This window comes from Actinoallomurus purpureus (assembly GCF_024055795.1).
Taxonomy (GTDB): Bacteria; Actinomycetota; Actinomycetes; order Streptosporangiales; family Streptosporangiaceae; genus Actinoallomurus; species Actinoallomurus purpureus.
Genome location: NZ_JAMXMY010000001.1, coordinates 642,975 through 669,332, shown reverse-complemented (window position 1 = coordinate 669,332; position 26,358 = coordinate 642,975). Strand labels below are relative to the sequence as shown.

The window sequence follows — 26,358 nt, the reverse complement described above, 5'->3', positions numbered from 1 at the left end:
GAGCCGGTGGGTGGATCCGCTCACCGTGATCAGGCGGGTGGTGCCTGCCGGGCGAGGTTGTCGATGAGCAGCGCGAGGGCGAAGTCGAAGCGCTGGTGTCCGGTGCCGGAGGTGAGTTCGGTCGCGTACCGCCTGGTGTTGGGGAAGGCGGCCTGGGGCAGGGCGTTGAAGCGGTCGACCAGTTGGTCCTGGGTCAGGACCCAGGTCGCGTCCGGGTCTTTCTGCCGCTGTTGGACCATGGAGGTCTCCAGCGCGTAGCCGGCGACGTAGAGCGAGAGGGCGTCGATGGCCCAGGCCGCGGTCTGCGGCTGGATGCCCCCGGCGAGCAGGATCGCGAGCATCCCCTCGTTCACCCGCAAGGTTTCCAGGTTGGTCGGGACCATCGCGAGCGCGGCCCGGGAGATGCCCGGGTACCTCAGGTACTGGTCGCGGATCTGGGCGCACACGTCTCGGATCTGCTCACGCCACCGCGCCGGATCGGGCTTGGGCAGTACCAGCTCCGAGCACAACCGCCCGATCAGCAGGTCGTCGATGTCGGCCTTGTTGACGATGTGGGCGTACAGCGAGGACGGGGCGGTGCCGAGCGCGCTGGTGACGCTGCGGATCGTCAACGCGTCATACCCCTGGGTGGCCACGACCTGCAAGGCGGCGTCGGTGATCCGGTCGACCGTGATGGGGGGTTTGCGCGCCGCGGAAGGTGTGGTCGCTGCCTCGGTCGCTGCGCCGGGCTGGGCGTGCCGGGCCGCCCGGCGCTGCTTGGGGTCTGGAGCCATGAGGGTCACCCTAACTTGACACGAACTAAGTTCGCTATATAGATCTAAGTTCATACCTAATGAACAAAGTTCGTTAACTTACCCGAAAGGGGCACACCACCATGACCACCAAGACCGCTTTGATCACCGGGACCAGCCGCGCGGCCGGGCTCGGCTTCGCCGTGGCCCGCCAACTCGCCGAACTCGGCTACCACGTCGTCCTGACCGCCCGCGACGTCACCCGCGCCGAGCCGCTGGCCGAGCAACTGCGCCAGGCTGGGCACGCGGCAACCGCCCTGCGCCTGGACCTGACTGATCAGGCCAGCATGGATGAGGCCGCCGACCACCTCACCCGCACCTTCGGCCACCTGGACGCTCTGATCAACAACGCCAGCGACATGCCCGACTTCAGGACCCTTTCCGCGCTGGGGGCCGACCTGGACGCGGTCCGCTCGGCGATGGAGATCGACGTGATCGGCCCGTGGGGGCTGGTCCAGTCCATGACGCCGCTGCTGACCGCCGCGCCCGCCGCGCGGATCGTGAACGTTTCCAGCCTGTCGGCCCTGCAGATCGCCGCCGGGCTCGATCTCGGCGCGAGCCTGCGCGCCCCGGCGCACTCGATGGCCAAGTACATGCTCAACGCCCTGACCACCGTCCTAGCCCGCGCCTTCGCCGGCACCCCGATCCTGGTCAACGCCGTCGACCCCGGCGACACCGCCACCCACCCCGAACGCGGTGACGACGACACGGACCGCCCCGCCGCCGAAAGCGCGCGCGGCGTCGTGTGGGCCGCCACCCTCGACGCAGACGGCCCGACCGGCGGGCTGTTCCGCGACGGCCAGGTGCACCCCGACGGAGCCCCGCGTGGCTGAGACCCAGACGGCCACCGCCACGGCCGCGTCACGGTCGCACGCGCGACGCTGGTGGATCCTGGCCGTGATCTGCCTCGGCCAGCTGATGGACGTGCTCGACGTCACGATCGTGAACATCGCGCTGCCCGACGCGCAAAAGGACCTCGGCTTCTCCCTGGGCGACCGGCAGTGGATCGTCACCGCCTACTCGCTGGCGTTCGGCAGCCTGCTGCTGTCGGGCCGGATCTCGGACCTGGTCGGGCGGCGGGTGATGTTCATGACCGGTCTGATCGCCTTCGGCGCCGCCTCAGCGGTCGGCAGGGCCGCCCCGAACTTCGAGGTGCTGGTCACCGCACGCGCAGGATCCGCGCCTTGTAAGCCTTGGTGAACGTCCGCCGCTTGGGCCGGCCCGGCTGCTCATCGGTCACCCGACCATCCTGCCCCGTCATCGTGGCCTGGTCGGCGAGGGTCATCGTCACTGTCGCAATCGTCCTGTCTCGCCCTGCTTCGCATCAAGAGGACTCATTCGTCCCATGTCTCACAGCAGTCTGGCAGAGAGGGGGCGGCGTTCCAGGATCAGAGCGCCTCAATCGCAGCGCTCGCACGCTCGCAGGGGGTAAGTCGGGCCGCGGTGCGGACTGCGCTGGCCGGGCTGTTGCCCGACCAACCGATCGATTCCGCACCTGAACCCAGATAATTGCAGGTCAAAGACGGGTTCGTTCATCTGTCGCTGATTGCTCCGGGGACCCCAAACCGCTTCCGGCCCATGAGGCCCTGGAACAGGTCGTCCGGCGTCAGAGCTTGCCGCTGAACCAGTCGAGCAGGTAGGTGCGCAGTCTGGCGGCGTCGGTGTTACGGATGTCACCTGGAAATCTTGAGCGTCACGCCGGCGGCCGGGCGAGTTTGGCGGCCACGGCGTCGAGGACCCAGTCCAGGCCGGTCTCGAAGGACGCCTCGGCGTCCACCTCCGTGCCGTCGTACACGGCCTTGGTCAGCGCCGGGAAGCGACCCGTGGCCAGCATCCTGCGCAGATACGGGCCGAAGGCGCGCTGCCAGTCGCGCTTGGACAGGCCCGTGGCGCGCTCGGCCCGCAGGTTCGCGATCTCGCGCCTGATCGCGCCGGTGAGGTAGGCGCTGACGGTCTCCACGGCGCGCAGGGCGGTGTCGAGGTCGGTGAGGCCGTCGAGCGGGGCCAGCGTGGCCTCGGTCACGGCGAGGGCGTTCGGGCCCATGGTCGGACGGCCGCCGAGCAGGTCGGCCAGCCATTCGTGGCGAAGGGCGGCCTGCCTGGTGCGGCGGGCGTAAGCGCGCAGCGCCTCGCGCCAGTCGCCGGGCTGCTCCTCGGGGAGGATCTCGGCGTGGACCTCGTCCACCACGAGGTCGAACAGCTCTTCCTTGGTGGAGATGTATCCGTACAGCCGCATCGGGCCGACCTCCAGCCGGGCGGCGACCTTGCGCAACGACATCGCCGCCAGCCCGGCCTCGTCGGCCAGCGCGATGGCGGCGACGACGATGCGCTCCCGGTCGAGCGGCAGAGGGCGAGTCGGCGGCTCCGGCCGGTCCCACACGGTCATGGCTACATCGTACTGTTGCGTTACATCGTCACAACAAAATACAGTGTATCGGCATGAGACACCGTATCGCCGTGATCGGGAGCGGCCCCGGCGGCCTTACCTTCGCCCGCGTCCTGCACCACCATGGTCACCCCGTCACCGTCCTCGAACGCGATCCTGCCCCCGACGCCCGTCCCCCGGGCGGCACGCTGGACCTGCACGAAGGGATGGGCCAGCTCGCGCTGGAGAAGGCGGGGCTACTGACGGAGTTCCAGGAGCTGTCCCGTCCCGAGGGGCAGGCCATGCGCATCCTGGACACGAACGGGACCGTCCTTCGCGACTGGAAACCCCGTCCGGGTGAACGGGCCAATCCCGAGATCGACCGCGGGCAACTCCGCGACCTGCTGCTCGGCCCCCTCGACGTCCAATGGGGGCGGCGCGTGACGGAGGTAGTGCCGCAGACCCATGCAGGCGTGCTCGTCCATTTCGCGGACGGGCGACAGGAGACGTTCGACCTCGTGATCGGCGCGGACGGCGCCTGGTCCAGAGTCCGCCCGGCAATCTCGTCCGCGACGCCGCACTACACCGGCGTCACCCGGGTCGAGACCTCCCTGGACGACATCGACACCCGCCACCCTGACCTCGCCCGGTTGATCGGCGACGGTTCCGTGGCTGTGTACGGCGTGAACCGCGCCCTCGTCGCCCAGCGCAACAGCGGCGGCCACGTCAAGGTGGGCGCCCAGTTCCGCGCGCCGCTGGACTGGCACACGGAACTGGACCTGGCCGACGCCGAGGCAGTGCGATCAAGCCTGCTGGCTCTCTTCGACGGCTGGGCCGCTCCCGTCCCCGACCTCCTCCGCCACGGCACCGCTTTCGTCCACCGCCCCCTCTACGTCCTGCCCGTGTCCCACACCTGGGCCCACGTCCCCGGGGTGACGCTGCTGGGCGACGCCGCCCACCTGATGCCCCCATTGGGGGCGGGTGCGAACCTCGCGATGCTGGAAGGCGCAGAACTCGCCGAGTCCATCGCCGCCGCCCCCGGCCCCGGAGATCTGGACGAGGCCGTCCGCGCCTTCGAGGAGCAGATGTGGGAACGGGCCGGCAGATGGGCGAAAATCACGACAGCCGGTCTGGAACGCCTCGTGAGCCCGGACCCCACCCAAGCCCTCGCCGTCTTCGACGAAGTCCAGCCATCCTGACCGGCGAGCGCGAGAGCACCAGCATTAACAACCGCAGCGGACCGCTGTCCCACCACGCGCCTCTCCGAGCCCTCAGAGCAGGTTGTAAACGCCACTGACCAGCGACAACACCACACATAACGACTGGTGGCAGGTTCCTATCAGTGGGTGCTCAGGCGGCGAGGCCGAGGTCCAGGCGGCGGCCCATGTCAACGTCGATCGTGCCATAGACACTTAGCAGGAACCGCGCACCACCGCCACAGCCAGCACGCCGCGCGAGGCTCGAAGGCCGCCGCTGGCTAGGACGGCCTGAATTGGCCCCGCCATGACGGCTTCCGGTGGCCCCAGTGGGGGGTATCTCTCCAGGTGTGTAAGGAGGGTCTGAGGGGGAGCATGTGACTGGCGGGAAATGCCAGAGCGGCGGGTCACACTGCGCGACTTGGGCGCCTACCCGATCGTGTGCATGCCGCCTGGCACCGGCCTTCGCACAGTATTCGACCAGGCCTGCGCCGCACAGAGCCTCCAACCCGCGATCGCGCTACAGGCCATCGCCGACCTCGCCACCCGCGGTCTCGCCGTCGCCATCCTCAGCGACTCGATGGCGGCGCGCTAACGCGACCGGCTCACCGCCCTCGCCATCGACGACGTCGAAACACCTGTCCTACTCGCCCTGATCTGGAAGAGCACGCACAGCCCCGCGGTACGTGAGTTGCTCATGCACAGTAGGCAGGCCTTCACCAATCCCGACCCTGGCGGGAAACAACCCCACTGAGACTGAGCTGAGGGGCTGTCCCCCTTCTGAACCGACGCACACGCGCACATGCTCATGCGCCCTGCCCCGCTTCGGCGGACCGGAGCAGGTCCCGCCCCAGCCGCCGGACGACCGCGCGCGGTTCCTCGGGTCCGCGGATGACGAACGGCACGCCCAGCCCGGCCAGCATCCGGGCCACGCCCTCCAGCCGCTCGGCACGGAGCCGTACCGTCACCGCACCGTCGGTGCCGGACAGCGTGGCGACGGTCGCGGGGATCCGGCGGCGCGCCTCCTCCAGGGACGTCTCCACCACCTCGACCTCGTGGGCGTACGGGACGGCCGCGAGCGAACGCGTCAGGTGCGCGACCGCGTCGAAGTCGCCCGGCACCTCATACGTCTGTGGCAGCGGCCGGGCCGAGACCACCCGGTCGACCCGGAACGTCCGCGCCTGGCCGCGCCGGTGGTCGAGGCCGGAGACGTACCAGCGGCCGGAGTGCATGACCTGACCGTAGGTCCTGGCCGCGTCGGCCTGAGGGGTCGCGGCCGTCCGGTCCCGGGCGGCCGCGAGCCGGCGGCGCGGCCGGTCAGCAGCCGCCGCCGGATCGGACCCAGTAGCCGGGCCCGGTCCGGCGGAGCGTGGTGACCGTGAAGGTGTTCCACAGGCCCAGATGGGGTCCAGTTCACATAAGCCCGAACCCCACATTGAGATGACCTTGAAGGCTCGTGAGGCCGGTTCACCGCGGTGCCGTGATCAGGCCGGACTGTCCGCCCGCTGTTCTATGGTGGCGGCCATGGTCGACATCGAGGTGCGCAGCCGGATGCCCGGCAGGTCCGGCGATGACCTGCCGGCGGTGCTGGTGCAGCTGGCCGACGATCGCACGACAGCGCGGGAGCTGATCCGGCGCACGGTCGAGGAGCAGATCCGGGAGCTGCGCGCCGACGCGGCGCGCTGCCGGCGGATCCTCGACCGCCAGTACCTGTCCGACGGCGATCTCCGGACACAGGCCGGCACCGGTGCGATCCAGATGCCGCCGCAGGCGCCGGCGGGCCCGGACGTGACTGCGGAAGTGGCCCGGGCGCACCGGGCCTTCGCCCGGGGCACGTTCGTGGTCTTCGTCGGCGGACGGCAGGTCATCGACCTGGACGAGGAGGTCGCGCTTCGGCTCGGTGAGCCGGTCGTGTTCCTGCGGCTGGTCGCGCTGGCGGGAGGCTGATCGCGGTGGAGCCATCCCCACCAGAGATCTACGTCGACGTCGTCCACGAACAGCGCGAGGCGCTGTGGCGGCTGGTGGACCAGGCGCGGGTCGCGGCGAAGGCCGACGACCTGGCGGTCCTGCGGGACACCGCCGAGGAGATCCGGCTCCGGATCGAGCAGGGCGACGACCAGACGATCGGCAACTTGGCACCGCACGTGGGCGACATCGTCGGGGAGCTTGACGAGCTCTACGACGCCGGTTTCCCGGTCGACCGGCCGGACGACATCACCGGCCTGCTGGCCGCGCCGTGGCCGACGGCTCACCGCAAAGCCCTGCTCGCTGCGTTCCTCGGGCGCGACGTCCGGCACCGGCTGCTGCTGGACGAGGTGGCGGAGCGGGCCATCGCCACCACCGACACTCACCTGCTGCGGGTGCTCGTCTTCACCCCGCTGGGCACCCTGCGCCGGGAGACCGTGGCGCAGATTCTCGACACGCTGCACCGGGCCGGTGCCCTGGACGCCACCGTGGTCGAACGGGCCTTCACCGACGACCGCTACCTCGGCTACGCCATCATCGGCCACTCGCCGAACGGCGACACGACCAGCCCGCCGCTGGCCTGCGCGGGCGCCGTACGGAAACACGTGGACGCGCTGACCTGGCGGCTCGTCTCCGCACCAGCCCCGCCCGACTGGGACGAGCTGCCTAAGATGCCGGTGCCTCGCGGCCTGCGGTTCGTTCAGGCGGCGCTGGCCTGGCACGGCGACCAGCGCGTCGCCGATCATCTCAGCGCGGCGGAACTGACCGATGAGGAACGCGCTGACCTGCTCGACCTGTTGCGGGATCTGCCGGTGGAGGAGCAGCGCCGGGCGTTCGGGTGGCGGCTGCGCGCGGGTGACGCCGACGCGTTGCTACCGCTGTTCGACCTGGAACGCGCCGCGCCGTTGCTGCGCCTGATCCGGGCGATGCCAGTCGGCGAAGCCGCCCGCCAGGACCGGGCCGTCATCCTCGCCGCGATCGAGGACGCGGGCGCGGATGCCGCCCGGCGCCTGCTGGAACTCGAACCGAATGAGCTGGTCTCCGCGGTCATGGGGTGGAACCGCGCCCAGGTGCTGAAGCGCGTCAGGCACAACGCGCTGCAGGGCATCGCCGCGTTCGGGATGCTGCCCTTCGCTCCGGACGAGACGGCCCTCGACCGCTACCTGGCGTTGCGCGAGTCCGCGAAGAAAGGCGCCAGGCTCGGCCCCAACCGCAGACACAGCCACGCCGCCGCGATCGAGATCGCCCTCGACCACCTGGCGCAGGTGGCCGGCGTTCCGGAGGCGAGCCGCCTCGAATGGGACTGCGAGGCGCGCATCGCCACCGAGACCCCCACGGAGGCCGACGTCGGCCACTACCGGATCGCGTTGCGGTTCGACGGCGCCGACCCCACGATGACGGTCAGCCGGGCGGGCAAGGCACTGAAGTCGGTGCCGGCCGCCGTCCGCGCCGACCCCGGCTACCAGGGGCTGCGGGAGCATCAGAAACGACTGCGGGACCAGGCTCGCCGGATGCGGACGGGGCTGGTGGAGCGGCTGGTCGCCACCGCCGGGACGCTGGCGCCGGACGAGCTGGCTCGACTGTTGTCGCTGCCCGCCGGTGCGGCGATGCTGCCCGCGCTGCTCTGGCGGGACCGCGCGGGTGTGATCGACCTGCTCGAGGAGGTCGACACCACCGGCCCGGTCACCGCCGTCCACCCCGTCGAACTGCACGAGCGGGGGGTGCTCGCCGACTGGCAGGCGGAGATCGTGCGGCGTCGGCTCCGGCAGCCGGTCAAGCAGGCGTTCCGGGAGTTGTATGTGCTCACTCCAGCGGAACGCGAGGCGGGCGACGTGTCGCGGCGGTTCGCCGGTCAGACGGTCAACGGCAAGGTGGCGGGCCGGTTGCTGTCCGGTCGGGGCTGGTTCACCCACGGCGAGTACGACGACCACCAGGCGACCCGCGCCGTCGGAGACGGCCTCATCGCGGCGCTGCGCTGCGACTTCCACGGCTACTTCGGGATGGGGAACGTCCTGGTCTGCGAGATCCGCTTCCTGACCGGCGGCCACCGTGACCCGGGCCGCTACGGCGCCCCGACCGGCTCGGGCAGCGTCGGCGGCACACCAGTGCCGCTGGTCGACGTGCCGCCGGTGGTGTTCTCCGAGGTCATGCGAGACCTGGACCTCATGGTGTCGGTCGCCGGCACCGAGCCGGAGGCGTACCTGTCGCCGGCGCAGGCGGCGAGTCGGGCGCAGGTGCTCGCGGCGCTCATCGCCGACCTGGGGCTGGCCCGGGTCACCGTCGAGGGGCGATCGGCCGTGGTATGCGGCACCCGGGCGACCTACCGGGTGCATCTGACCAGCGGCAGCATCCACGTCGACCCGGGCGGCCACCTCTGTGTGGTGCCCGCCTCGTTCGGGGCCACGGCGCACCGACGGCTGTTCCTGCCGTTCGCCGACGAGGACCAGATGACGAGCATCATTCTGAGCAAGGTGCTCCTGCTCGCCGAGGACGAGAAGATCAGCGACCCGTCGATCCTGACTCAGCTCGGTTCCCTCACCGGAAAGGCGGCGACCTGACGTGGCCCAGCAAGAAAATCCGCCAGTCGGCGGGAACGGTTCGTCGGGGTCGGGCACCGTGCCGTCATGGTGACCGCCCGCGGCGGGCCGGTCGACGGCGCGGGCGGCCACAATCACCGGCCGGGATGTGTCCGCCGCCCCCATGCCGGGCTCATGCCGGTGGCCGGACGCTCATCCGGGCCGGTGGGCGATCGACGCGTAGCGGCGCGGCCGTCGCGTCGCGGACCTGCCCGGCGGTCACGCCGGGCGCGGTCTCCCGCAGCACCAGCCCGCCCGGCGTGACGTCGATGACGGCCAGGTCGGTGATGATCCGGTCGACCACGCCGCGTCCGGTGAGCGGCAGCGTGCACTCCTGCACGATCTTGGGTGATCCGTCGCGGGCGCGGTGCTCCATCAAGGCGATGACGCGGCGTGCCCCGTGGACCAGGTCCATCGCCCCGCCCATCCCCTTGATCATCTTGCCGGGGATGGCCCAGTTCGCCAGGTCACCGGCGGCCGAGACCTGCATCGCGCCCAACACGGCCGCGTCCAGGCGCCCACCCCGGATGAGCCCGAACGACAGCGCCGAGTCGAAGAACGACGTGCCGGGCAGCGCGGTCACCGTCTCCTTTCCCGCGTTGATCAGGTCCGGGTCCTCCTCCCCCTCGTCCGGGTACGGGCCGACGCCGAGGATTCCGTTCTCGCTGTGCAGCACGACCTCGATCCCGTCGGGCAGATGGTTCGGGATCAGCGTCGGCAGTCCGATGCCGAGGTTGACGTAGGCGCCGTCGGCCAGCTCCCGCGCCGCGCGTTCGGCCATCTGCGGCCGCGTCAGGCCTGTCATGACGCCTCCCCCGGCGCCGTCGCCCCGCAGGTCGCCGCTCCCGCGCGATGCCCGGCGGGGCGGGTGGTCCGCCGCTCGATCGGCTTGGGGGTGTCGCCGACGACCACGACCCGGTCGACGAAGATCCCGGGCAGGTGGACCTCGTCGGGCGGGAGCCGGTCATGCAGCCGTTCCACCTGCGCGATCGTGACCCGGCCGGCCATGGCGGCGAGCGGGTTGAGATTGCGGGCCGTGGCGTGGAAGGAGAGGTTGCCGTACCGGTCGCCACGGGCCGCGTGGACGAGCCCGAAGTCGGTGGTGATCGCCTCCTCCAGCACGTACGCTCGCCCGCCGAACTCCCGGATCTCCCGGGCGGGCGAGGCCACCGCGACCGCCCCGTCCGGGGCGTACCGCCACGGCAGGCCACCGTCGGCGACCTGGGTGCCCACCCCGGCGGGGGTGTAGAACGCGGGAATCCCGCAGCCGCCGGCGCGCAGCCGCTCGGCGAGCGTGCCCTGCGGCGCCAGCTCGACCTCCAGTTCACCGGCCAGATAGCGGCGGGCGAACTCCTTGTTCTCCCCGACGTAGGACGCGGTCATCCGGGCGATGCGGCCGGCGCCGAGCAGCACGCCCAGGCCGTGGTCGTCGACGCCGCAGTTGTTGGAGACCACGCGCAGGCCCGTGGTGCCCTGCCGCAGCAGCGCCCCGATCAGCTCCATGGGGACGCCGCACAGGCCGAACCCCCCGACGGCGAGCGAGGCCCCGTCGGGGATGCCGGCCACGGCCAGCGCTGGCGAGCTCACCAGCTTGTCCATGCTTCACCTCCGTGTCGGACCGAGACCGTAGGCGGCCAGGACACGGGCGGATACGTCGCCGGCGCACATATCCGCATGTCGCGCTGTGTGGCGGGCGGCCGCCCGCGGCGACCGGTGTGGCGGCGCGCCACGGACGCGCCGGTGAATGTGGTTCCCGGCCACATGGATATGCGCCGAGCGGCTGCCTAGTGTTCCGCGTCACCTGGTCCGGTGAACCGGCGGTCAACACGCCGGTGACCGGTACGACACATTCCAAGGAGGGCGAATGGGCACTCCCGTCCCCGAGCCCCCGATTCTCACCGCGCGGAGCCTGGTGAAGGACTTCCGGGGCTTTCGTGCGGTGGACGGGGTGGACCTGGACGTCGCCGAGGGCGCGGTGCACGCGCTCGTCGGCCCGAACGGGGCCGGCAAGACGACACTGTTCCACCTGCTGACCGGCTTCCACAGGCCCAGTGCGGGCCGGATCCACGTCGGCGGCCGGGACCTCACCGGCAAGAGTCCCGAGCGGGTGGCCCGGCACGGCGTGGCGCGGTCGTTCCAGATCACCAGCCTGTTCGCCCAGATGACCGCGCGCGAGCACCTGGAGCTGGCGCTGCAGGCCGGCACGACGCTGGGCTGGCGCTTCTGGCGTTCGGACCGGGCGCTGCGGCGCTTCGCGGACCGCAGCCTGGAGCTGCTGGAGCAGGTCGGGCTCGCCGCGCACGCCGACGACCCGGCGGGCGCGCTGGCCTACGGGCGCAAGCGGGCGCTGGAGCTGGCGCTGGCCCTCGCGCTGGATCCGCGGGTGCTGCTGCTGGACGAGCCGACCGCCGGGATGGGCGCCGAGGACGTCGACCGGACCGTCGAGCTGATCCAGCGCGTCCGGGCGGGCCGGACCGTCGTCATGGTCGAGCACAACATGAACGTCGTCGCCACCCTCGCCGACCGCGTCACGGTCCTGCAGGCCGGGCGCGTACTGGCAGAGGGCGGCTACGCCGAGGTCCGCCGCGACCCCCGCGTCATCAGCGCCTACCTGGGAGACGCCCATGCTGCGCATTGAGGACCTGTCGGCCTGGTACGGCGAGGCGCGGGTACTGCGCGGAGTGTCGCTGGAGATCGCCGAGGGTGAGATCGTCACCCTGGTCGGCCGCAACGGCGCGGGAAAGACGACGCTGCTGCGCTGCGTCATGGGCCTGCACGGGGCCGGCGGCGCCCGCGCCGCGGGCACGATCGGGTTCCTCGGCGCGAACGTGGCCCGGCTGCCCGTCCACCGGCGGGTGCGCCGGGGCCTCGGCTACGTGCCCGACGACCGGGGCGTCTACGCCACCCTTACCGTCGAGGAGAACCTCACGCTCCCGCCGGTCGTGGGCCCGCGACCGTGGTCGCTCGACCAGGTGTATGAGACCTTCCCGCGGCTGCGGGAACGCCGCCGCTCCCCCGGGACGAAGCTGTCCGGCGGTGAGCAGCAGATGCTCGCGCTGGCCCGGGTGCTGCGGATGGGCGCCCGTCTGCTGCTGTGCGACGAGCCGACCGAAGGGCTGTCGCCGCTGATCGTCCAGCAGATCGGCGCGATCCTGCGCGACGTCAAGCGCCAGGGCGTCACCGTCCTGCTCGTCGAGCAGAACGTCCACTTCGCCGCCACGGTCGCCGACCGCCACTACCTGCTGGCCGAGGGCCGGATCGTCCGGTCGCTGGACAACGACGAGGTCCGCGCCCGCGAACACGAACTGCTGGAACACCTCGGAATCTGAGCCGGGACCACCGATGAGGAGAACACCGATGAAGGCTCTAGGCGCCGCGGCCGCGGTGACGGTCGCGGGAGCGATGCTCGCCGGATGCGCGGGCGGACCCGGCGGGGGCGGGGGGAAGATCAGCGGCGGCAAGGTCGTGCTGGCCGTCCTCAATGACCAATCCGGCATCTACTCCCAGCTGTCCGGGCAGGGCAGCGTCAAGGCGGTGCAACTGGCCGTCGCGGACTACAAGGCGAAGTACGGCGCGAAGGCCGTCGCCAAGAAGATCGACGTCGTCTCCGCCGACCACCAGAACAAACCCGACATCGCCAACAGCAAGGCGCAGGAGCTGTACGACCGGCGGCAGGCCGACGTCATCCTGGACGTGCCGACCTCCTCGGCCGCGCTGGCCGTGGCCAACGTCGCCAAGGCCCGCAAGAAGGTGTTCTTCGACGTGTCCGCCGCGACGACCGCGCTCGAGGGCGCGCAGTGCAACAAGTACACCTTCCACTACGGCTACAACAGCTACATGCTCGCCAACGGCACCGGCAGCACGGTCACCCACGACGGCGCCAGGAACTGGTACATCGTCTACCCGGACTACGCGTTCGGGCAGGACATGAACAAGAGCTTCACCGCGGCCGTACGCGGCGCGGGCGGCACCGTCGTCAAGAGCGACCCGGCCCCGTTCCCGAACGACAACTTCTCCTCGTTCCTGCTCAAGGCGCCGACCCTGAACCCCAAGCCGCAGGTGCTGGGCGCCATGCAGGCCGGCGGCGACCTGGTCAACCTCGTCAAGCAGTACAACGAGTACAAGCTGCGCGACAAAGGCATCGGGCTCGCCGTCGGGCTGATGTTCCTCACCGACATCCACTCCCTCGGCCCGGACGCGCTGGCCGGCACGAAGTTCACCGACCCCTGGTACTGGAACGCCGACGCGACGAACCGGGCGTGGGCCGACAGGTTCCAGGCCGCGGCGGGCAAGCGGCCGACCTTCGCCAACGCCGCGAACTACTCGGCGGCGCTGCAGTACCTCGAAGCCCTGCAGCGCGCGGGCACCGACAGGTCCGACGCGGTGGTCGCGCGGCTGGAGGGCGCGAAGGTCGACGACGCGTTCGCGCGCGGCGGGACCATCCGGGCCGCCGACCACCTGCTGACCCATGACGTCTCGCTGGCCCAGGTCAAGCCGGGCAAGGACGTCACCGAGCCGTGGGACTACGAGAAGGTCCTGTCCACCGTCCCGGCCGCCCAGGCGTTCCAGCCCGCGTCCCCCACCTGCCGGCTCGGCTGAACCGCCCCTCCCGCAGGCCGGCCCCGGAGCCGACCGCGGGAGGCACCCCGCTCCCCCAGGAGGTCAACGTGTTGCAACAGGCCTTCAACGGCCTGGTGGGCGGCGCGTTCTACGCGCTGCTCGCCCTCGGCCTGTCGGTCATCTTCGGCATGCTCGGCGTCGTCAACTTCGCCCACGGCTCCTTCTACATGCTCGGCGCCTTCGGCGCGTACGTCCTGCTGGACTCCTTCGGCGTCGACTTCTGGGTCGCGCTGGCCGCGGTGCCCCTCGTCCTGGGCGTCGCCGGAGTCGCGGTCGAGCGGCTGTTCGTGCGGCGCCTCACCGGACTGGACCCCCTGTACGGCTTCCTGTTCACCTTCGGACTGGCGCTGATCCTGCAGGACGCGGTCAAACACGAGTACGGCGTGCAGTCCCAGCCCTATCCCCGGCCGCCGGCGCTGTCCGGCTCCCTCGACCTCGGCCTGTTCGACTACCCGGCCTACCAGGTGTTCGTCCTGGTGGTGTCGGTGCTGGTCTGCGCGGCGACCTGGCTGCTGCTGACGCGCACCCGGATCGGGGTGATCGTACGGGCCGCGACCGAACGCCCCGAGCTGACCCGGGCGCTGGGCATCGACGTGGGCCGCTGGGTCGCGCCGGTGTTCGGCTTCGGGATCGCGCTGGCGGGCCTGGCCGGGGTGCTGGCCGCGCCGATGCGCGCCGTCAACCCGCTCATGGGCGCCGACCTGATCATCACCGTGTTCGCGGTCGTGGTCATCGGCGGCCTCGGATCGATCTTCGGGTCCGTGGCGGCCGGGTTCGGGATCGGGCTGGTGTCCGCGCTCGGCAACCTCTACGTGCCCGCGCTGTCCCAGACGCTGGTGTTCATCGTGATGGCCGCCGTCCTGCTGTGGCGCCCGGCCGGGCTGTTCGGCCGCGAGGAGGCCGCACTGTGATCATCTCCCGTCTCGCCGCCCGGCCGATCCCGCTCCTGACCGGGCTGCTCATCGCCCTGATCCTGCCCTGGATGATCTACCCGCCGGTCGCGTTGGACATCGCCTGCTGGGCGCTGTTCGCCGCCGCGGTCGACCTGCTGCTCGGCTTCACCGGGCTGCTGCCCTTCGGCCACGCGGCCTTCTGGGGCGGCTCGGCATACGTCACCGGCCTGATCGCGCTGCACGCCGGACTGCCGTTCCCGGTCGCCGTGCTCGGCGGGGCCGCCGCCGCCGCGCTCCTGGCGGTGCCCATCGGATACCTGTCCGCCCGCCTGCGCGGCATCTACTTCGCCATGGTCACCCTCGCGTTCGCGCAGGTGGTGTACTTCGTGGCCAACCAGTGGCGCGGCCTGACCGGCGGGGAGAACGGCCTGCAGGGCATCCCCCGCGACCTGTTCGGCATCGATCTGTCCGACCCGTTCTTCTTCTACTACGCGGGACTGCCGTTCGTGCTGGCCGGGCTGCTCGCGGCCTGGCGCGTCGTCCGCTCCCCGTTCGGGCGGGTGCTGGTCGCCGTCCGCGACAACCCCGCCCGCGCCCAGGCCCTGGGCTACCCGGTGGCCCGCTACAAGCTGCTGGCGTTCGTGCTGTCGGCCGGACTGTCCGGCCTCGCCGGCGGCCTGTTCGCGATCGGTCACGGGTTCGCCTCCCTGGACGAGGTGTACTGGACCACCTCCGGGCAGGTCGTGATGATGGTCGTCCTCGGCGGGATCGGCACGCTGTGGGGCGGGGCGTTCGGCGCCGCACTGATCGTCGAGCTGAACGACTACCTGGCCACCGCCGGGTTCCAGGAGATCGGGCTCGTCACCGGCACCATCTTCGTGATCATCGTGCTCGTGTTCCGCCGGGGCGTGTGGGGCACCGTCCGCGACGCCCTGCGGGCCCGCGCCGCCCGGGCCGTACCCGCCCCCGGCCCCGATCCCGGCACGCCCCATGACGAGACCCCCGGCACGCCGACCGCGCCCGCGGACGAGGTGCCGACCCGCCCAGCCCGGTAAGGGCCGGCGACCCCGCCCGCCTGCCCTCGCCCGATCCGCGGACCCGTCCATGCCGTGGGCCGTTCCGCACCCCGAAGGAGCCTCACCGTGGCCGTGACCACCGACACCAGCGTGACCCCCGGGCCCTCCGGCGGTCCGGACCTGTCCGGGCACCGCGCCCTGGTGACCGGCGCCGCCGGCGGCATCGGCCTGGCCTGCGCCCGGCGGCTCGCCGCCGCCGGAGCCGAACTCATCGTCGTGGACGTACGCGAGGACGCCGCGCGGGCCGTGGCCGCCGAGCTCGGCGGCCACGCCCTCGCCGTGGACCTGTCCGACCCGGACGCGGTGGAGGGCGTCGACTGCGACGGCGTCGACATCCTGGTCAACAACGCCGGACTGCAGCACGTCGCACCGGTCACCGAATTCCCCCCGGAGATCTTCGCGCGCATCCAGCGGATCATGGTCGAGGCGCCGTTCCGGCTGGCCCGCCGGACACTGCCGGGCATGTACGAGCGCGGCTGGGGACGCGTCGTGAACATCTCCTCGGTCCACGGCCACCGCGCCTCCCCCTACAAGGCCGCCTACGTCACCGCCAAACACGCCCTCGAGGGCCTGTCGAAGGTGATCGCCCTGGAGGCCGCCCCCTACGGCGTGACCGCCAACTGCGTCAGCCCCGCCTACGTCCGCACCGCGCTGGTGGAGAAACAGATCGCCGACCAGGCCGCCGCGCACGGCCTCGACTCCGGACAGGTCATCGACCAGATCATGCTCGCCAAGGCCGCGGTCCGCCGCCTCATCGAACCCGATGAGGTCGCCGACCTCGTGGCGTACCTGTGCTCCCCACAGGCGGCGATGGTCACCGGTTCGTCCATCACCATCGACGGCGGCTGGACCGCGCACTGAAAATGGCCTTCATGAGCTGCGATGTCTTCCTGGACCTGCTGGCGCGAGAGGCCTCGGCAGCGGAGTTCGAGGCGCCCCTGGTGGAGGCGCGCGTGGCCGGTGCGGACCCGCGCGTGCTGGCGGAACTGGAGACGACGAAGGTCGCCGCCCTGCGGGTGCGCTCGCTGCTGGCGCGCCGCGCCCGCCGTGAGGCCGAGCTGGCCGCGCTGTTCGACACGGCCAGCGACCTGGCCGGGCTGCGCGGGCTCGACGCGGTCCTGGAGGCGATCGTGCGCCGCGCCCGCCGGCTCCTGGGCGCCGACGTGTCGTACATGACCCTCACCGACGACGAACGCGGCGACACGTCTATGCGGGTGACCGACGGATCGGTGTCGGCCGCCTTCCGTGCCCTGCGCATACCGTTCGGCTCGGGCCTGGCGGGCCTGGTCGCCCAGACCGGCACGCCCTACAGCAGCGCCGACTACTTCGCCGACGAGCGCTTCCACCACCGCACCTACATCGACGCCGCGGTCCAGGAGGAGGACCTGGTGGCGATCCTGGGCGTCCCGATGCGCCTGGGCTCACGCGTCATCGGCGTCCTGTTCGCCGCCAACCGCAGCGCCCGTCCGTTCGTCCCCGAAGAGGTCGCCCTGCTCGGCTCCCTCGCCGCGCACGCGGCCATCGCGATCGACAACGCCCGCCTGCTCGACGACACCCGCGCGGCCCTGGAGGAGCTCAGCGCCGCCAACGAGCTCATCAAGGCGCGCAGCGCGGCGGTCGAACGCGCGGCCCAGGCCCACGACCGGATGACGACGCTGCTCGTACGCGGCGGCGGGGTGCAGGACGTCGCGGAGGTCATCATCGACGTGCTCGGCGGCGCGCTGCTCGTCCTGGACGCCGAGGGCCGCCGGCTGGCCGCCGTCGGCATGATCGGCGAATCCGACGATGCCACCGTCGCCGAGGCGGTGGGCGCGTCGCGTTCCCTGGGCCGCGCGGTGCAGCGCGGGCGGCTGTGGATCGCCTCGATCGCCGCCGGCGCCGAAGTGCTCGGCACCGTGATCCTGGGTGCGCCCGGAGCCGGGGAGCTGTCCGGCAGCGACCAGCGGATCCTCGAGCGCGGGGCACTGGTCACCGCGCTGCTGCTGTTGTTCCGGCGCAGCGTCGCCGAGGCCGAGGGCCGGGTGCGCGGTGAACTGCTGGACGACCTGCTCAGCGGCCGCGTCACCGACGTCGACGCGCTCCGCGCCCGGGCCCGCCTGGTCGGGTTCGATCTCGGAGCCCCCCACGTCCTCGTGGTCGTCCGGCACGGCGGCGACCGGCCGCGTGCCACGTTCTGGGCCGCCTCCTACGCCTCGTCCGCCGGAGGCCTGGCCGCCGCGCGCGGCGAGGAGATCGTGCTGCTGCTGCCCGGCCTGAATCCGGGCGCGGTCGCCCGCCGCGTGGCCCGCGAGTGCGGCGCGTCGCTCGGCACGCCGGCCACCGCCGGGGCCGCGGGCCCGGTCGATGAGGCGGCGGAGGTCACGGTGGCCCACCGGGAGGCGGGGCGCTGCGCGGACGCGCTGCTCGCCCTCGGCCGCGCCGGGCAGGGCGCGGGCGCCGCCGAGCTGGGCTTTGTCGGCCTGCTCGTCGGCGACGGCAGGGACGTGAGGGGTTTCCTGACCTCGGCGCTGGGCCCGGTGCTGGACTACGACGAACGCCGCGGGACCAAGCTGGTGACGACGCTGGAGGCCTACTTCGAGGCCGGCGGGAGCCTGTCGCGGGCGGCCGAACGCCTGCACGTCCACGTCAACACGGTCACCCAGCGCCTGGACCGGGTCGGCAAGCTGCTCGGCGAAGGCTGGCAGTCCCCGGAGCGCGCGCTGGAGATCCAGCTCGCGCTCCGGCTGCACCGCCTCACTCTGTCACCGTAGGGACGCGGCCCGTCCGCGTGGCCGACGCCGGGCGACCCTAGGACCGGGTGCGCGCGATTCAGGCGGCGTGTTCGGTCCAGGCGAAGGGGCGCAGCGCCTCGTCCAGGGGCGCTGCGGTCATCCGGTTGGCCAGGGTGGACATGGTGTAGGCGCCGATGCCGAGAACGACCTCGAGGGCGTTCTGCCTGGTGTAGCCCTGGTCGAGGAACTCCTCCATCGCCTCGGCGGAGACCGCGCCGGAGGTGGCGAGGACCTCCAGGACGAACCGCCGCATCGCCTCCAGCGGCGCGTCGTCCAGGGGGCGGCCCTCGCGCAGGGCGGCGATCAGCCGGGGGTCCGCGTCGAGCGAGGCGAGCTTGGCCGAGTGCATGGCGACGCAGACGTGGCAGCCGTTGCGGGTGGCCATGGTCATGATGAGCACCTCCCGGGCGACTTCGCTGAGCGTGGTCGTCTCGAAAAGGCCGCTCATCCGCAGGAAGCCGTCGAGCAGTTGCGGTGAGGCGGCGAGGCGGGCGACGGCCGTGGGCAGGTATCCCAGGTTCTTGACGACCGCCTCCATGGAGCGGCGGGCGGCGGGCGGGGCGGACTCGATCGTGTGGTCGACGAACGTCATGAGGGAGCATCCCCTAAACTCGGCAATGTGGTTGTCGAAATAGTAAACCGGGTTGACGATGTCCGCAACGGCTGACGACCGTCCGGGCTTCGAGCTGCCCCTGCTGCTGCTCGCGGGCTTCCGCGCCCTCATCGACGAGCTCCACGCCGAGCTCGCCCGCCAGGGCCATCCGCACGCACGGCCGGTGCACGGGTTCGCGATGCAGGCCATCGGCCCCGGCGGCGCCTCGGCCAGCGAGGTCGGCCGCCGACTCGGGGTCTCCAAACAGGCCGCGGGCAAGACCATCGACCGGCTCGAGGAGATCGGCTACGCCGAGCGCGTGGACGACCCGGCGGATGGGCGGCGCAAACTCGTACGCCTCACCCCACGCGGCGTCGACGCGCTCACCCGATCCGCGGCGATCTTCGACCGGCTGCGCTCACATTGGGCGGCCGCCCTCGGCGCCGATCGCCTCGCCGACCTGGAGGACGCCCTGCGCGCGATGACAGGCCCGACCGGGCTCGCCGTCGACACCGTCAGCTGGCTCGCCACCTGACCACCCGGCACCCCCGAAGCGATGGCGAAACCACCCGTGCGCGATGGTGGGCCCGCCCGACACATGGCTGAGACCGCCCGAACGTGGCTGGTGACACTGAGCGCCTTCGGCCCCTGACCGCCGTCGCGCCGGTCAGGGGCCGCGCCGTCGACGCCTCTCTGCGCCCGGCGGCCGCCCGTCGCTGTCCAGGAGCCCCTCTTGGCGCTCCCACTCCACCCGTACGACGACGTCGGTGACGATCGTCGTGCCCCCGGCTTGGGGAAGAGACCAGGCGAATCTCGAAGCGATGTTGGGCCCGACGCCTCGTTATCATCCAGACGATTCGTACCTGTGACGACGAAGACTCTGGACGATCAGGCGATGTACGCCGCCCTCGGACGCGTCACGTCGCCACCACGTGCTGCGAACCGGTCCGTCACGGCGTACCCACTACCCTTGCGACGTGACGATGCGCAGGACCGTCGATGTGCGTGTCGACGCGATGATCGAGGACCTCAGGACACTCGTCGAAGTCGAGTCTCCATCGCGCGATCTCGACGCCTTGACGGCATCGGCCAGAGCCGTCGCCGCTGTCGTCGAGAGCCGCCTTGGCGGGCAGGCCGTCCTCGTTGAGAGCGAAGCCGGGCCGCACGTCCACTGGTCGGCCGGCGGCGATCCCAAAGTCCTGATCCTCGGTCACCATGACACGGTGTTTCCGCTCGGCACCCTTGAACGCCGCCCGTTCATGGTCGACGACGGGCGTGCGACCGGTCCCGGGGTCTTTGACATGCTCGGCGGTCTCGTACAGGCCGTTCATGGCCTGGCGACGCTCGATGACCGCTCAGGCGTCGAGATCCTGGTGACCGCCGACGAAGAGGTCGGCTCCCGATCCTCTCGAGCTCTCATCGAAGAACGAGCCCTTGCCTGCGGCGCCGTACTCGTGCTCGAGGGCGCCGCTGACGGCGGAGCCCTGAAGACCGGCCGTAAAGGCTGCGGCACGTTCCGCGTCTCCATCGCGGGCCGGGCGTCGCACGCGGGCCTCGAGCCCGCGGCCGGGGTCAACGCACTGATCGAGGCGTCACACCAAGTACTGGACATCGCAGCGCTCGGCCGACCCGACATCGGCACGACCGTCACCCCGACCGTCGCCTCCGCAGGAACCCTGGACAACGTCGTTCCCGCAGAGGCCACCGTCATCGTCGACGTCCGGGTCGAGTCGGCCGGCGAGAAGGAACGAATCGAATCCGCGTTCGCGGCTCTGGCTCCCCATCTCGAAGAGGCGGAGATCACGGTTCGGGGAGCGATCGGCCGACCCCCGATGCCCGAGTCGGCGTCGGCCGAGCTCTTCGCGGTGGCGAAGCGGCTGCTTCCCGGCCTCGAGGGCAGGGCGGTCGGCGGCGGAAGCGACGGCAACTTCACGGCCGCACTGGGGGTGCCGACACTCGATGGCCTTGGAGCGGTCGGGGGCGGCGCCCACGCCGACCACGAGTACCTGCTGATCGAAGCCATGGCCGAGCGGGCGAACCTCGTCGCCGAACTGGTGAACACCATTCAGAACACCTGAGTCTGTTTCAAAGGCGCGCGGCCGTACGCTCCTCCCTCGCGAGTGAACGACGGTGTCGAGAATCGGCTTCAGATCCGGTCGCTGAGGGTTCGCAGCAGACGTCCGAACATCCACGTGGCCAGACGCGGTGGCACGGCACCGGTCAGGCGCATGAGGTGCTCGCCCTGCATCAACGTCATCGGACCGGACACCGCGAGACTGCGCGAGGCGACCGTGGAGGCCAGGGCCGCGCGCCGCCTTCGCCTGGACGAGTACGCGCGCACGACCGCGCTCGGATCGGATGCGCCGCCCAGGCAGTCCACCAACGCCGCCACGTCCTCGAGCGCCTGGTTCGTTCCCTGCGCCAGGACGGGTGGCATCCCGTGCGCCGCGTCCCCGAGCAGTACGCACCGCCCGTCACCCCAGCGGCGCGGCACCTTGTGCCGGGTGTGCGGGAACACCTCGAGGTCCTCATCCCGCAGCGACGCCAGAATCCGCGGGACCGGCGAGGCCCATCCCGCGAAGCGCCGGCGCAGCATCTCCAGTGGCTTGGCCTCCGGTGGCGCGCCCGGCGACCACGGCACGTCGAAGAACCACTGCAAGAGCCCGTCGCCCGCGCCCATGAACCCGACGTCGCCTCTCCGGCCGACCAGCATCGTCGTGGTCGTCCCCGGATCGAACGGAGCCGGCGTCAGGCCCTGCCAGGTCGCCAGCCCGGTCGGGACCGCCCGGCCACCGCCCAGGACCGCGGCACGCACCCGCGAGTGCACACCGTCGGCTCCGACCAGGAAGTCGCCGCCGTACTCCTGGCCCGACGGCGTCCGCACCCGTACGCCGTCGTCGTCGACCCGCAGCTCGTCGACCCGCGAGTCGAAGCGTACGGTGCCCTCCGGCAGCCCGCTCGCCAGGCAGGTGATGAGCGACCGGCGCGGGATCACCCGCGCGGCCGAACCGAGCCGTGCCGCCAGCGCCTCCAGGTCGACCTCCAGCACCTGGTGGCCACGCGCGGTCCGGGCGGACAACGTCGTCAGCCGCTGCCCCGTCCCTTCCAGGTCAACGCCCAGATCGCCGAGGATCGCCGTGCCGTTGCACCACAGGGTGATGGCCCCGCCGCCGAGACGCAGCCCCGCCGCCTGCTCGAGCACCACCACGTCGTGCCCTGCGGCGATCAGTCCCCGCGCCGCCGCGAGCCCGCTGGTCCCCGCCCCCACGACAAGCACCCGCACCGGCGACCCCCCTATCAACTACAAGCGGTAGTACTACTGTTTATACGAGTTCGGGGATCGATCAGCGCGGGGGCGCGAGCAGGACGTCGACGACATCGCGAAGCGGGCCGATCAGATCGTCTGATGTCGCGTCGCGCAGGGGCTGCAGGCCAACGGCCGATCGTACGACGGCGACGCCGACGCCCAGCGCGACCAGGAGTTCCGCCCTCAGCAACCGTTCGCCCTCATCCCGCGCCGGCCCCGTGCCCGAGGCCTCGAGCACCTGCCGGCTGAAGTCCTGCAGCGCCTGCCTGCGCAGGGCGTCCACCCGCTCGTCGCCGGAGACGCGCAACAACATCAGGACCGGGTGCTCGCCGAATTCCGGCCACGCCCCGGCCGACAGTTGGCGGCTGAGGGCCTCGGCGAGGGCGGCACGGTCCGGGGGGAACGCGCCTTCACCGCCCAGGAATCGGGGCGTGGCCGCCAGCGCCGCCTTGAACAGGCCTTCCTTCGAGTCGAAGTACCGCTTGATGAGTGCGAGGTTGACCCCGACGTCCGCGGCGACGTCCCGGAGTGTCGTACGGTCGTACCCAAGGCGGATGAACCGGCTGCGCGCGGCCTCGAGGAGCGCTTGACGGGTCGCCGCCGCGTCGCGCCGCCGGCGGCCCCCAGCGGGCTGTCCGGCGGTACGCGGATCGGCGTCGTCCGCGGACCCGCCGGTCTTTCTCGTCGCCACCGGCGCCCTCCCCTGCGAGTCGTCCCGTACGGAACTCCGACCTGCCGCCGCGGCACGGCTCTGCGACGCCATCAGGTAATCATCCGTTGACATAGCCCTGAGGCATGGTTACGTTACCAAGTAATCAACTGATGACTTACCTTCACGGTACGGAAGGGTGACGGTGGCCAAGCACGCTCTCCTCGTCATGGATGTCCAACGCGTCGTCGTCGACCGTTACCCCGATCCCACCTACCTGCCACGCCTGCGCGAGGCGGTCGGCGCCGCCCGGACGGGCGGCCTTCCCGTCATCTACGTGGTCGTCGGGTTCCGGCCCGGCTATCCGGAGATCAGCACTCGGAACAAGATGTTCGGTGCGCTCGCGGGCACCGCGGCAGCGGCCGGCAGCGACCACGCCACCCAGATCCATCCGGACGTGGCCCCAGAACCCGGCGACATCGTCATCACCAAGCGGCGCGTCAGCGCCTTCGCCGGCAGCGACCTCGACATGGTCCTGCGGGCCGGCGACATCGATCACCTCGTTCTCACCGGCATCGCCACGAGCGGCGTCGTGCTGTCCACCGTGCGCCAAGCGGCCGACCTCGACTTCGGCCTCACCGTCCTGGCCGACGGATGCCTCGACGCCGACCCCGAGGTGCATCGGGTACTGGTCGACAAGGTGTTCCCCCGCCAGGCGGACGTCACGACCGTGGCCGACTGGGCCGCGACCCGGATACGCCAGAAACCCGCCACGCGATGATCTCGGGCCGTTGAGCGCCTCGCCCCATCACCCGTTCGGCCCAGCGTCGTTGGTGGTGATGTTGGATCTCGTCTGGGGCGGGGTGCGACCTCGATCGATGCGTACGACCCTCACCTGGACGTCGGCTTCAGTCGGGGTGGGAACCGAATACACCAGAAAGGGGCCGCGGCGGTGTTCCCGCTGGTCAGTGGAAAGACAACATCCTTGGTGGACCTTCGGTGTTCGCATCAGACACGAAGCCTTCGCGTCTGATGCGAACACGATCCGGCTGTCGAGGCGACTGGACAGCCGGCATGGCCGGTCCCGCGTGCCAGGCCGCGAGCGTCAGGACCAGGCCCCAGCCCTCGCTCGTCATCCGCACCTCGTCCTCGACGGACACCCGGTAGTACGCCCTACTTCGGTACCTGGAAGCCGCCGATCTTCTGCTCGAGCAGTTCGGCCAGTCGCAGCGGGGTGCGGTCTTCGAACATCGGACCGATGAGCTGCACTCCGATCGGCAGGCCCTCGGGGGACCGGCCCGCTGGTATGGCGGTGGCGGGTAGTCCGGGCATGGTGGCCAGACCGGCCCAGACGAGCTGGTCGAAGTACGGGTACCCGACGCCGTCGATGTCGAGTCGGCGTTCCAGCGGATTGGGGTTGTGGTCGTGGCCGAACGCGGGAGTGGGCGTGATCGGACAGATCACGGCGTCGAACTCGGCGAACAGCTGCCGCCAGCTGCGGCGGTGGAGTTCGCGACGGTTGTTCGCCTCGATCCAGTCGCGGTGGCTGAACACCATGGCGCGCAGCCGCGCCGCGTCGAGGCTCTGGTCGTCCGCGCTCAGTCCGGCGGCGCGGGTCCGCAGCTGCTCGTACGCTTCGACGGGAAAACGGGCGACGGAGCCCGAGAACAGCAGCTGCGTGTAGAGCGTCGCGGCTTCGGTCAGATCGGGCAGCAGCGGACTGTGCCGTTCGACGCGGGCGCCGCCGTCGACAAGCGCGTCGGCCACCCGGTTCACGCCCGCCCGCACAGCGGACCCGGTCGGAATGAGCGGATGCTCCTTGAGCACCAAGACCCGGAAGTCGCAGAGCCGCTCGTGGCGCGCGGGCGGCAGCGTCACGTCGTACGCCACACCGTGCGTCAGCGGGTCCGGTCCGGCCATGACGTCGAGCAGGAGCGTGAGGTCGCGGGCGGTGCGCGCCATCGGACCGACGACGGCGAGGTCGAGGTCGACCGGCAACGGCGGTGCCGGCGGCGCGACCATGCCGCGGGTTGCCGCCAGTCCGAGTGTCGGCTTGTGCGCGTAGACGCCGCAGAAATGCGCGGGGGTGCGCAGCGAGCCGGCGAGGTCGGAGCCGATGGACAGGGCGCCGAACCCGGACGCCAGAGCCGCCGCTGATCCGCCCGAGGACCCACCCGACGTGCGACCGTGATCCCACGGGTTGTTGGTGGTGCCGTAGATCTCGTTGAAGCTCTGGATATCTTGCAGCCCCACCGGCACATTGGTCTTACCGAGCACCACCGCCCCGGCGGCCTTGAGTCGCGACACCTGGACCGCGTCCTCGGCCGGCATAAAGTTCGCCTGCGGCGGCATGCCCCAGGTCGTGGGCAGCCCGGCCATGTTGTAGGACTCCTTGACCGTCACCGGAATACCCAGCAGCGGCCGGTCCTCGCCGCGGGCGAGCGCCTGGTCGGCACCGCGCGCGGCGGCCCGTGCACGGTCGAAGTCCGGCACACAGATCGCGTTGATCACCTTGTCGTCGCGCTCGATACGGGCAATCGCCTCATCGGTCAGTTCCGCCGAGGTAACTTCACCGGCACGCAACGCGGCCGCGAGATTTTCGGCCGTCTGAAAATTCCACTCCATGAATCCGACCGTACCGACCTCTGGAACAGGCCATGAAATGCCGCTTCGCGCAACGGGATGGACGTCTCAATACTCGTCATGTCCCTCTCCGGGGTCCAGCCCACATAAGCTCAAAACCCACATTGGGATGATCTTGAAGCCTTCGGCGGGTCGCTGACCTGGCTGTGTGTCGGGGTGGGCACTTCAGCGGAGTCCGGCTCAAGGGCTCGGTAGAGGGTGGACCGGCCGATGCCCAGGTGCCTGGCGATGGTGGTGACCGATTCGCCGCGGGCCCGGCGGGCGAGCGCGATGGCCAGGGTGTCGGAGTCGCCGGCGGCCGGTCGGCCGCCCTTGCGGCCTTGGGCCTCGGCGGCGGCCAGGCCGTCGAGCGTGCGTTCCTTGATGAGTTCGCGTTCCATCTCGGCGGCCATGGCGGCGACCATGAACAGCATTTTGTCCGCGATGGTCTGCCCGTTGGGCCGGTGCACGCCGGCGCAGATGCCGGTGAGGATCTCCAGATTGATCTCGCGGGCGTGCAACTCGTCCTCCAAGAGGATGAGGAGTTCCTTCATCGACCGGGCGATCCGGTCCGGCTTGTAGACGACCAAGGTGTCGCCGGGCCTGAGCGTGTTCAGGACGGCGCGGAGCTTGGGGCGGTCGCCGCGGGTGCTGGCGGTCTCGATGACCACCTCCCGGCAGTCGGCTGCGTCCAGGGCGTCGAGCTGCGACTGGTGATCCTGTGCTCGGGTGCTGATGCGGGCGTAGCCGATGCGGACGGTGTTGGTGTAGCCGACGCCGTTGGCCGGGGTGGCGGGTCGCATGGCCACGATCGTCCCGCAACCCGTCCCGGAACTCAATGATGGAGCCCTAGTTCCGGGACGCGCCCACGAGCCACACCAGCCCTAGATCAACTCCTTAGCGTTGTTTCGCTGGAAGCTACGGGCGGCCCCATT

26 protein-coding genes are annotated in these 26,358 nt (G+C 71.2%); 16 read left to right on the top strand and 10 right to left on the bottom strand.

What is annotated here, in order from left to right; genetic code table 11:
- Positions 1-29: 29 nt before the first annotated feature.
- The gene (locus tag NE236_RS03050; RefSeq protein ID WP_252840223.1) at positions 30-773 is read right to left on the bottom strand and encodes a TetR/AcrR family transcriptional regulator; all 744 of its coding nucleotides are present in this window, start codon (positions 771-773) and stop codon (positions 30-32) included.
- A 101-nt stretch (positions 774-874) separates the two neighbouring features.
- Here NE236_RS03050 and NE236_RS03045 point away from each other — a divergent pair, with 101 nt between their 5' ends.
- Entirely contained in the window at positions 875-1,624 is a 750-nt protein-coding gene (locus NE236_RS03045; RefSeq protein ID WP_252840222.1) for an SDR family NAD(P)-dependent oxidoreductase, read from the top strand.
- Positions 1,617-1,991 carry an MFS transporter gene (locus NE236_RS03040; protein ID WP_252840221.1) on the top strand — a complete coding sequence of 125 codons (375 nt, stop codon included), beginning with the start codon at positions 1,617-1,619 and terminating at the stop codon, positions 1,989-1,991. The genes NE236_RS03045 and NE236_RS03040 overlap by 8 nt, the downstream gene beginning before the upstream one ends.
- Positions 1,992-2,484: 493 nt before the next feature.
- Here the strand turns inward: NE236_RS03040 and NE236_RS03035 are convergent, their stop codons facing one another.
- Positions 2,485-3,177 carry a TetR/AcrR family transcriptional regulator gene (locus NE236_RS03035; RefSeq protein ID WP_252840220.1) on the bottom strand — a complete coding sequence of 231 codons (693 nt, stop codon included), beginning with the start codon at positions 3,175-3,177 and terminating at the stop codon, positions 2,485-2,487.
- Positions 3,178-3,230: 53 nt separating this feature from the next.
- Between NE236_RS03035 and NE236_RS03030 the strand changes: the two genes are divergently transcribed.
- A complete protein-coding gene (locus NE236_RS03030; protein WP_252840219.1) occupies positions 3,231-4,355 on the top strand; it encodes an FAD-dependent oxidoreductase in 1,125 nt (374 codons plus the stop codon).
- Positions 4,356-4,743: 388 nt separating this feature from the next.
- Entirely contained in the window at positions 4,744-4,947 is a 204-nt protein-coding gene (locus tag NE236_RS03025; protein WP_289849684.1) for a LysR substrate-binding domain-containing protein, read from the top strand.
- 211 nt (positions 4,948-5,158) lie between these two features.
- Here the strand turns inward: NE236_RS03025 and NE236_RS03020 are convergent, their stop codons facing one another.
- A complete protein-coding gene (locus tag NE236_RS03020) occupies positions 5,159-5,584 on the bottom strand; it encodes a helix-turn-helix transcriptional regulator (RefSeq protein ID WP_252840217.1) in 426 nt (141 codons plus the stop codon).
- A gap of 292 nt (positions 5,585-5,876) precedes the next feature.
- On the opposite strand from NE236_RS03020, the gene NE236_RS03015 reads away from it, so the two are divergent.
- Positions 5,877-6,299, top strand: coding sequence for a hypothetical protein (locus NE236_RS03015; protein ID WP_252840216.1), 423 nt, complete (start codon positions 5,877-5,879; stop codon positions 6,297-6,299).
- A 5-nt stretch (positions 6,300-6,304) separates the two neighbouring features.
- Entirely contained in the window at positions 6,305-8,875 is a 2,571-nt protein-coding gene (locus NE236_RS44280; RefSeq protein ID WP_252840215.1) for a DUF7737 domain-containing protein, read from the top strand.
- A 151-nt stretch (positions 8,876-9,026) separates the two neighbouring features.
- Here NE236_RS44280 and NE236_RS03005 read toward each other — a convergent pair whose 3' ends face one another.
- Together NE236_RS03005 and NE236_RS03000 are read right to left on the bottom strand one after the other, a co-directional pair.
- On the bottom strand, positions 9,027-9,698 hold the full coding sequence (locus NE236_RS03005) for a CoA transferase subunit B (protein WP_252840214.1): 672 nt from the start codon (positions 9,696-9,698) through the stop codon (positions 9,027-9,029).
- Positions 9,695-10,492 (bottom strand): CoA transferase subunit A, encoded by a 798-nt coding sequence (locus NE236_RS03000; protein WP_252840213.1) that lies wholly within the window; start codon positions 10,490-10,492, stop codon positions 9,695-9,697. The genes NE236_RS03005 and NE236_RS03000 overlap by 4 nt, the downstream gene beginning before the upstream one ends.
- Before the next feature lie 265 nt (positions 10,493-10,757).
- On the opposite strand from NE236_RS03000, the gene NE236_RS02995 reads away from it, so the two are divergent.
- The 7 genes from NE236_RS02995 to NE236_RS02965 all read left to right on the top strand — a co-directional run bounded on the left by NE236_RS02995 (position 10,758) and on the right by NE236_RS02965 (position 18,232).
- On the top strand, positions 10,758-11,531 hold the full coding sequence (locus NE236_RS02995) for an ABC transporter ATP-binding protein (RefSeq protein ID WP_252840212.1): 774 nt from the start codon (positions 10,758-10,760) through the stop codon (positions 11,529-11,531).
- Entirely contained in the window at positions 11,518-12,222 is a 705-nt protein-coding gene (locus NE236_RS02990; RefSeq protein WP_252840211.1) for an ABC transporter ATP-binding protein, read from the top strand. Before NE236_RS02995 ends, NE236_RS02990 begins: the two co-directional genes overlap by 14 nt.
- 28 nt (positions 12,223-12,250) lie before the next feature.
- Complete coding sequence (locus NE236_RS02985) at positions 12,251-13,492, top strand: ABC transporter substrate-binding protein (protein WP_252840210.1); 1,242 nt, start codon at positions 12,251-12,253, stop codon at positions 13,490-13,492.
- A 68-nt stretch (positions 13,493-13,560) separates the two neighbouring features.
- Complete coding sequence (locus tag NE236_RS02980) at positions 13,561-14,424, top strand: branched-chain amino acid ABC transporter permease (protein WP_252840209.1); 864 nt, start codon at positions 13,561-13,563, stop codon at positions 14,422-14,424.
- The gene (locus tag NE236_RS02975) at positions 14,421-15,461 is read left to right on the top strand and encodes a branched-chain amino acid ABC transporter permease (RefSeq protein WP_252840208.1); all 1,041 of its coding nucleotides are present in this window, start codon (positions 14,421-14,423) and stop codon (positions 15,459-15,461) included. Before NE236_RS02980 ends, NE236_RS02975 begins: the two co-directional genes overlap by 4 nt.
- An 87-nt stretch (positions 15,462-15,548) precedes the next feature.
- Entirely contained in the window at positions 15,549-16,343 is a 795-nt protein-coding gene (locus NE236_RS02970; protein WP_252840207.1) for a 3-hydroxybutyrate dehydrogenase, read from the top strand.
- A gap of 11 nt (positions 16,344-16,354) precedes the next feature.
- The gene (locus tag NE236_RS02965) at positions 16,355-18,232 is read left to right on the top strand and encodes a helix-turn-helix domain-containing protein (protein WP_252840206.1); all 1,878 of its coding nucleotides are present in this window, start codon (positions 16,355-16,357) and stop codon (positions 18,230-18,232) included.
- Positions 18,233-18,290: 58 nt separating this feature from the next.
- Here NE236_RS02965 and NE236_RS02960 read toward each other — a convergent pair whose 3' ends face one another.
- Positions 18,291-18,845: a carboxymuconolactone decarboxylase family protein gene (locus tag NE236_RS02960; RefSeq protein WP_252840205.1), complete on the bottom strand. Its 555-nt coding sequence runs from the start codon at positions 18,843-18,845 to the stop codon at positions 18,291-18,293.
- A gap of 58 nt (positions 18,846-18,903) precedes the next feature.
- On the opposite strand from NE236_RS02960, the gene NE236_RS02955 reads away from it, so the two are divergent.
- Positions 18,904-19,380, top strand: coding sequence for a MarR family winged helix-turn-helix transcriptional regulator (locus NE236_RS02955; protein ID WP_252840204.1), 477 nt, complete (start codon positions 18,904-18,906; stop codon positions 19,378-19,380).
- 448 nt (positions 19,381-19,828) lie between these two features.
- The gene (locus NE236_RS02950; RefSeq protein ID WP_252840517.1) at positions 19,829-20,923 is read left to right on the top strand and encodes a M20 family metallopeptidase; all 1,095 of its coding nucleotides are present in this window, start codon (positions 19,829-19,831) and stop codon (positions 20,921-20,923) included.
- Between the two features lie 68 nt (positions 20,924-20,991).
- Here NE236_RS02950 and NE236_RS02945 read toward each other — a convergent pair whose 3' ends face one another.
- Together NE236_RS02945 and NE236_RS02940 are read right to left on the bottom strand one after the other, a co-directional pair.
- Positions 20,992-22,128 carry an FAD-dependent oxidoreductase gene (locus NE236_RS02945; protein WP_252840203.1) on the bottom strand — a complete coding sequence of 379 codons (1,137 nt, stop codon included), beginning with the start codon at positions 22,126-22,128 and terminating at the stop codon, positions 20,992-20,994.
- Positions 22,129-22,189: 61 nt separating this feature from the next.
- Entirely contained in the window at positions 22,190-22,843 is a 654-nt protein-coding gene (locus NE236_RS02940; RefSeq protein WP_252840202.1) for a TetR/AcrR family transcriptional regulator, read from the bottom strand.
- Between the two features lie 163 nt (positions 22,844-23,006).
- On the opposite strand from NE236_RS02940, the gene NE236_RS02935 reads away from it, so the two are divergent.
- Positions 23,007-23,582: a cysteine hydrolase family protein gene (locus NE236_RS02935; RefSeq protein WP_252840201.1), complete on the top strand. Its 576-nt coding sequence runs from the start codon at positions 23,007-23,009 to the stop codon at positions 23,580-23,582.
- Between the two features lie 392 nt (positions 23,583-23,974).
- Here NE236_RS02935 and NE236_RS02930 read toward each other — a convergent pair whose 3' ends face one another.
- Complete coding sequence (locus NE236_RS02930; RefSeq protein ID WP_252840200.1) at positions 23,975-25,426, bottom strand: amidase; 1,452 nt, start codon at positions 25,424-25,426, stop codon at positions 23,975-23,977.
- 110 nt (positions 25,427-25,536) lie between these two features.
- Positions 25,537-26,226: a recombinase family protein gene (locus tag NE236_RS02925; protein ID WP_252840199.1), complete on the bottom strand. Its 690-nt coding sequence runs from the start codon at positions 26,224-26,226 to the stop codon at positions 25,537-25,539.
- Positions 26,227-26,358 lie beyond the last annotated feature (132 nt).

Excerpts from the sequence above, each read along its gene's own strand:
- NE236_RS03050 (WP_252840223.1), bottom strand. The coding sequence starts at position 773 with ATGGCTCCAGACCCCAAGCAGCGCCGGGCGGCCCGGCACGCCCAGCCC.
- NE236_RS03045 (WP_252840222.1), top strand. The coding sequence starts at position 875 with ATGACCACCAAGACCGCTTTGATCACCGGGACCAGCCGCGCGGCCGGG.
- NE236_RS03035 (WP_252840220.1), bottom strand. The coding sequence starts at position 3,177 with ATGACCGTGTGGGACCGGCCGGAGCCGCCGACTCGCCCTCTGCCGCTC.
- NE236_RS03030 (WP_252840219.1), top strand. The coding sequence starts at position 3,231 with ATGAGACACCGTATCGCCGTGATCGGGAGCGGCCCCGGCGGCCTTACC.
- NE236_RS03025 (WP_289849684.1), top strand. The coding sequence starts at position 4,744 with ATGCCAGAGCGGCGGGTCACACTGCGCGACTTGGGCGCCTACCCGATC.
- NE236_RS03020 (WP_252840217.1), bottom strand. The coding sequence starts at position 5,584 with ATGCACTCCGGCCGCTGGTACGTCTCCGGCCTCGACCACCGGCGCGGC.
- NE236_RS03015 (WP_252840216.1), top strand. The coding sequence starts at position 5,877 with ATGGTCGACATCGAGGTGCGCAGCCGGATGCCCGGCAGGTCCGGCGAT.
- NE236_RS03005 (WP_252840214.1), bottom strand. The coding sequence starts at position 9,698 with ATGACAGGCCTGACGCGGCCGCAGATGGCCGAACGCGCGGCGCGGGAG.
- NE236_RS03000 (WP_252840213.1), bottom strand. The coding sequence starts at position 10,492 with ATGGACAAGCTGGTGAGCTCGCCAGCGCTGGCCGTGGCCGGCATCCCC.
- NE236_RS02995 (WP_252840212.1), top strand. The coding sequence starts at position 10,758 with ATGGGCACTCCCGTCCCCGAGCCCCCGATTCTCACCGCGCGGAGCCTG.
- NE236_RS02990 (WP_252840211.1), top strand. The coding sequence starts at position 11,518 with ATGCTGCGCATTGAGGACCTGTCGGCCTGGTACGGCGAGGCGCGGGTA.
- NE236_RS02985 (WP_252840210.1), top strand. The coding sequence starts at position 12,251 with ATGAAGGCTCTAGGCGCCGCGGCCGCGGTGACGGTCGCGGGAGCGATG.
- NE236_RS02965 (WP_252840206.1), top strand. The coding sequence starts at position 16,355 with ATGAGCTGCGATGTCTTCCTGGACCTGCTGGCGCGAGAGGCCTCGGCA.
- NE236_RS02960 (WP_252840205.1), bottom strand. The coding sequence starts at position 18,845 with ATGACGTTCGTCGACCACACGATCGAGTCCGCCCCGCCCGCCGCCCGC.
- NE236_RS02955 (WP_252840204.1), top strand. The coding sequence starts at position 18,904 with ATGTCCGCAACGGCTGACGACCGTCCGGGCTTCGAGCTGCCCCTGCTG.
- NE236_RS02950 (WP_252840517.1), top strand. The coding sequence starts at position 19,829 with ATGCGCAGGACCGTCGATGTGCGTGTCGACGCGATGATCGAGGACCTC.
- NE236_RS02930 (WP_252840200.1), bottom strand. The coding sequence starts at position 25,426 with ATGGAGTGGAATTTTCAGACGGCCGAAAATCTCGCGGCCGCGTTGCGT.
- NE236_RS02925 (WP_252840199.1), bottom strand. The coding sequence starts at position 26,226 with ATGCGACCCGCCACCCCGGCCAACGGCGTCGGCTACACCAACACCGTC.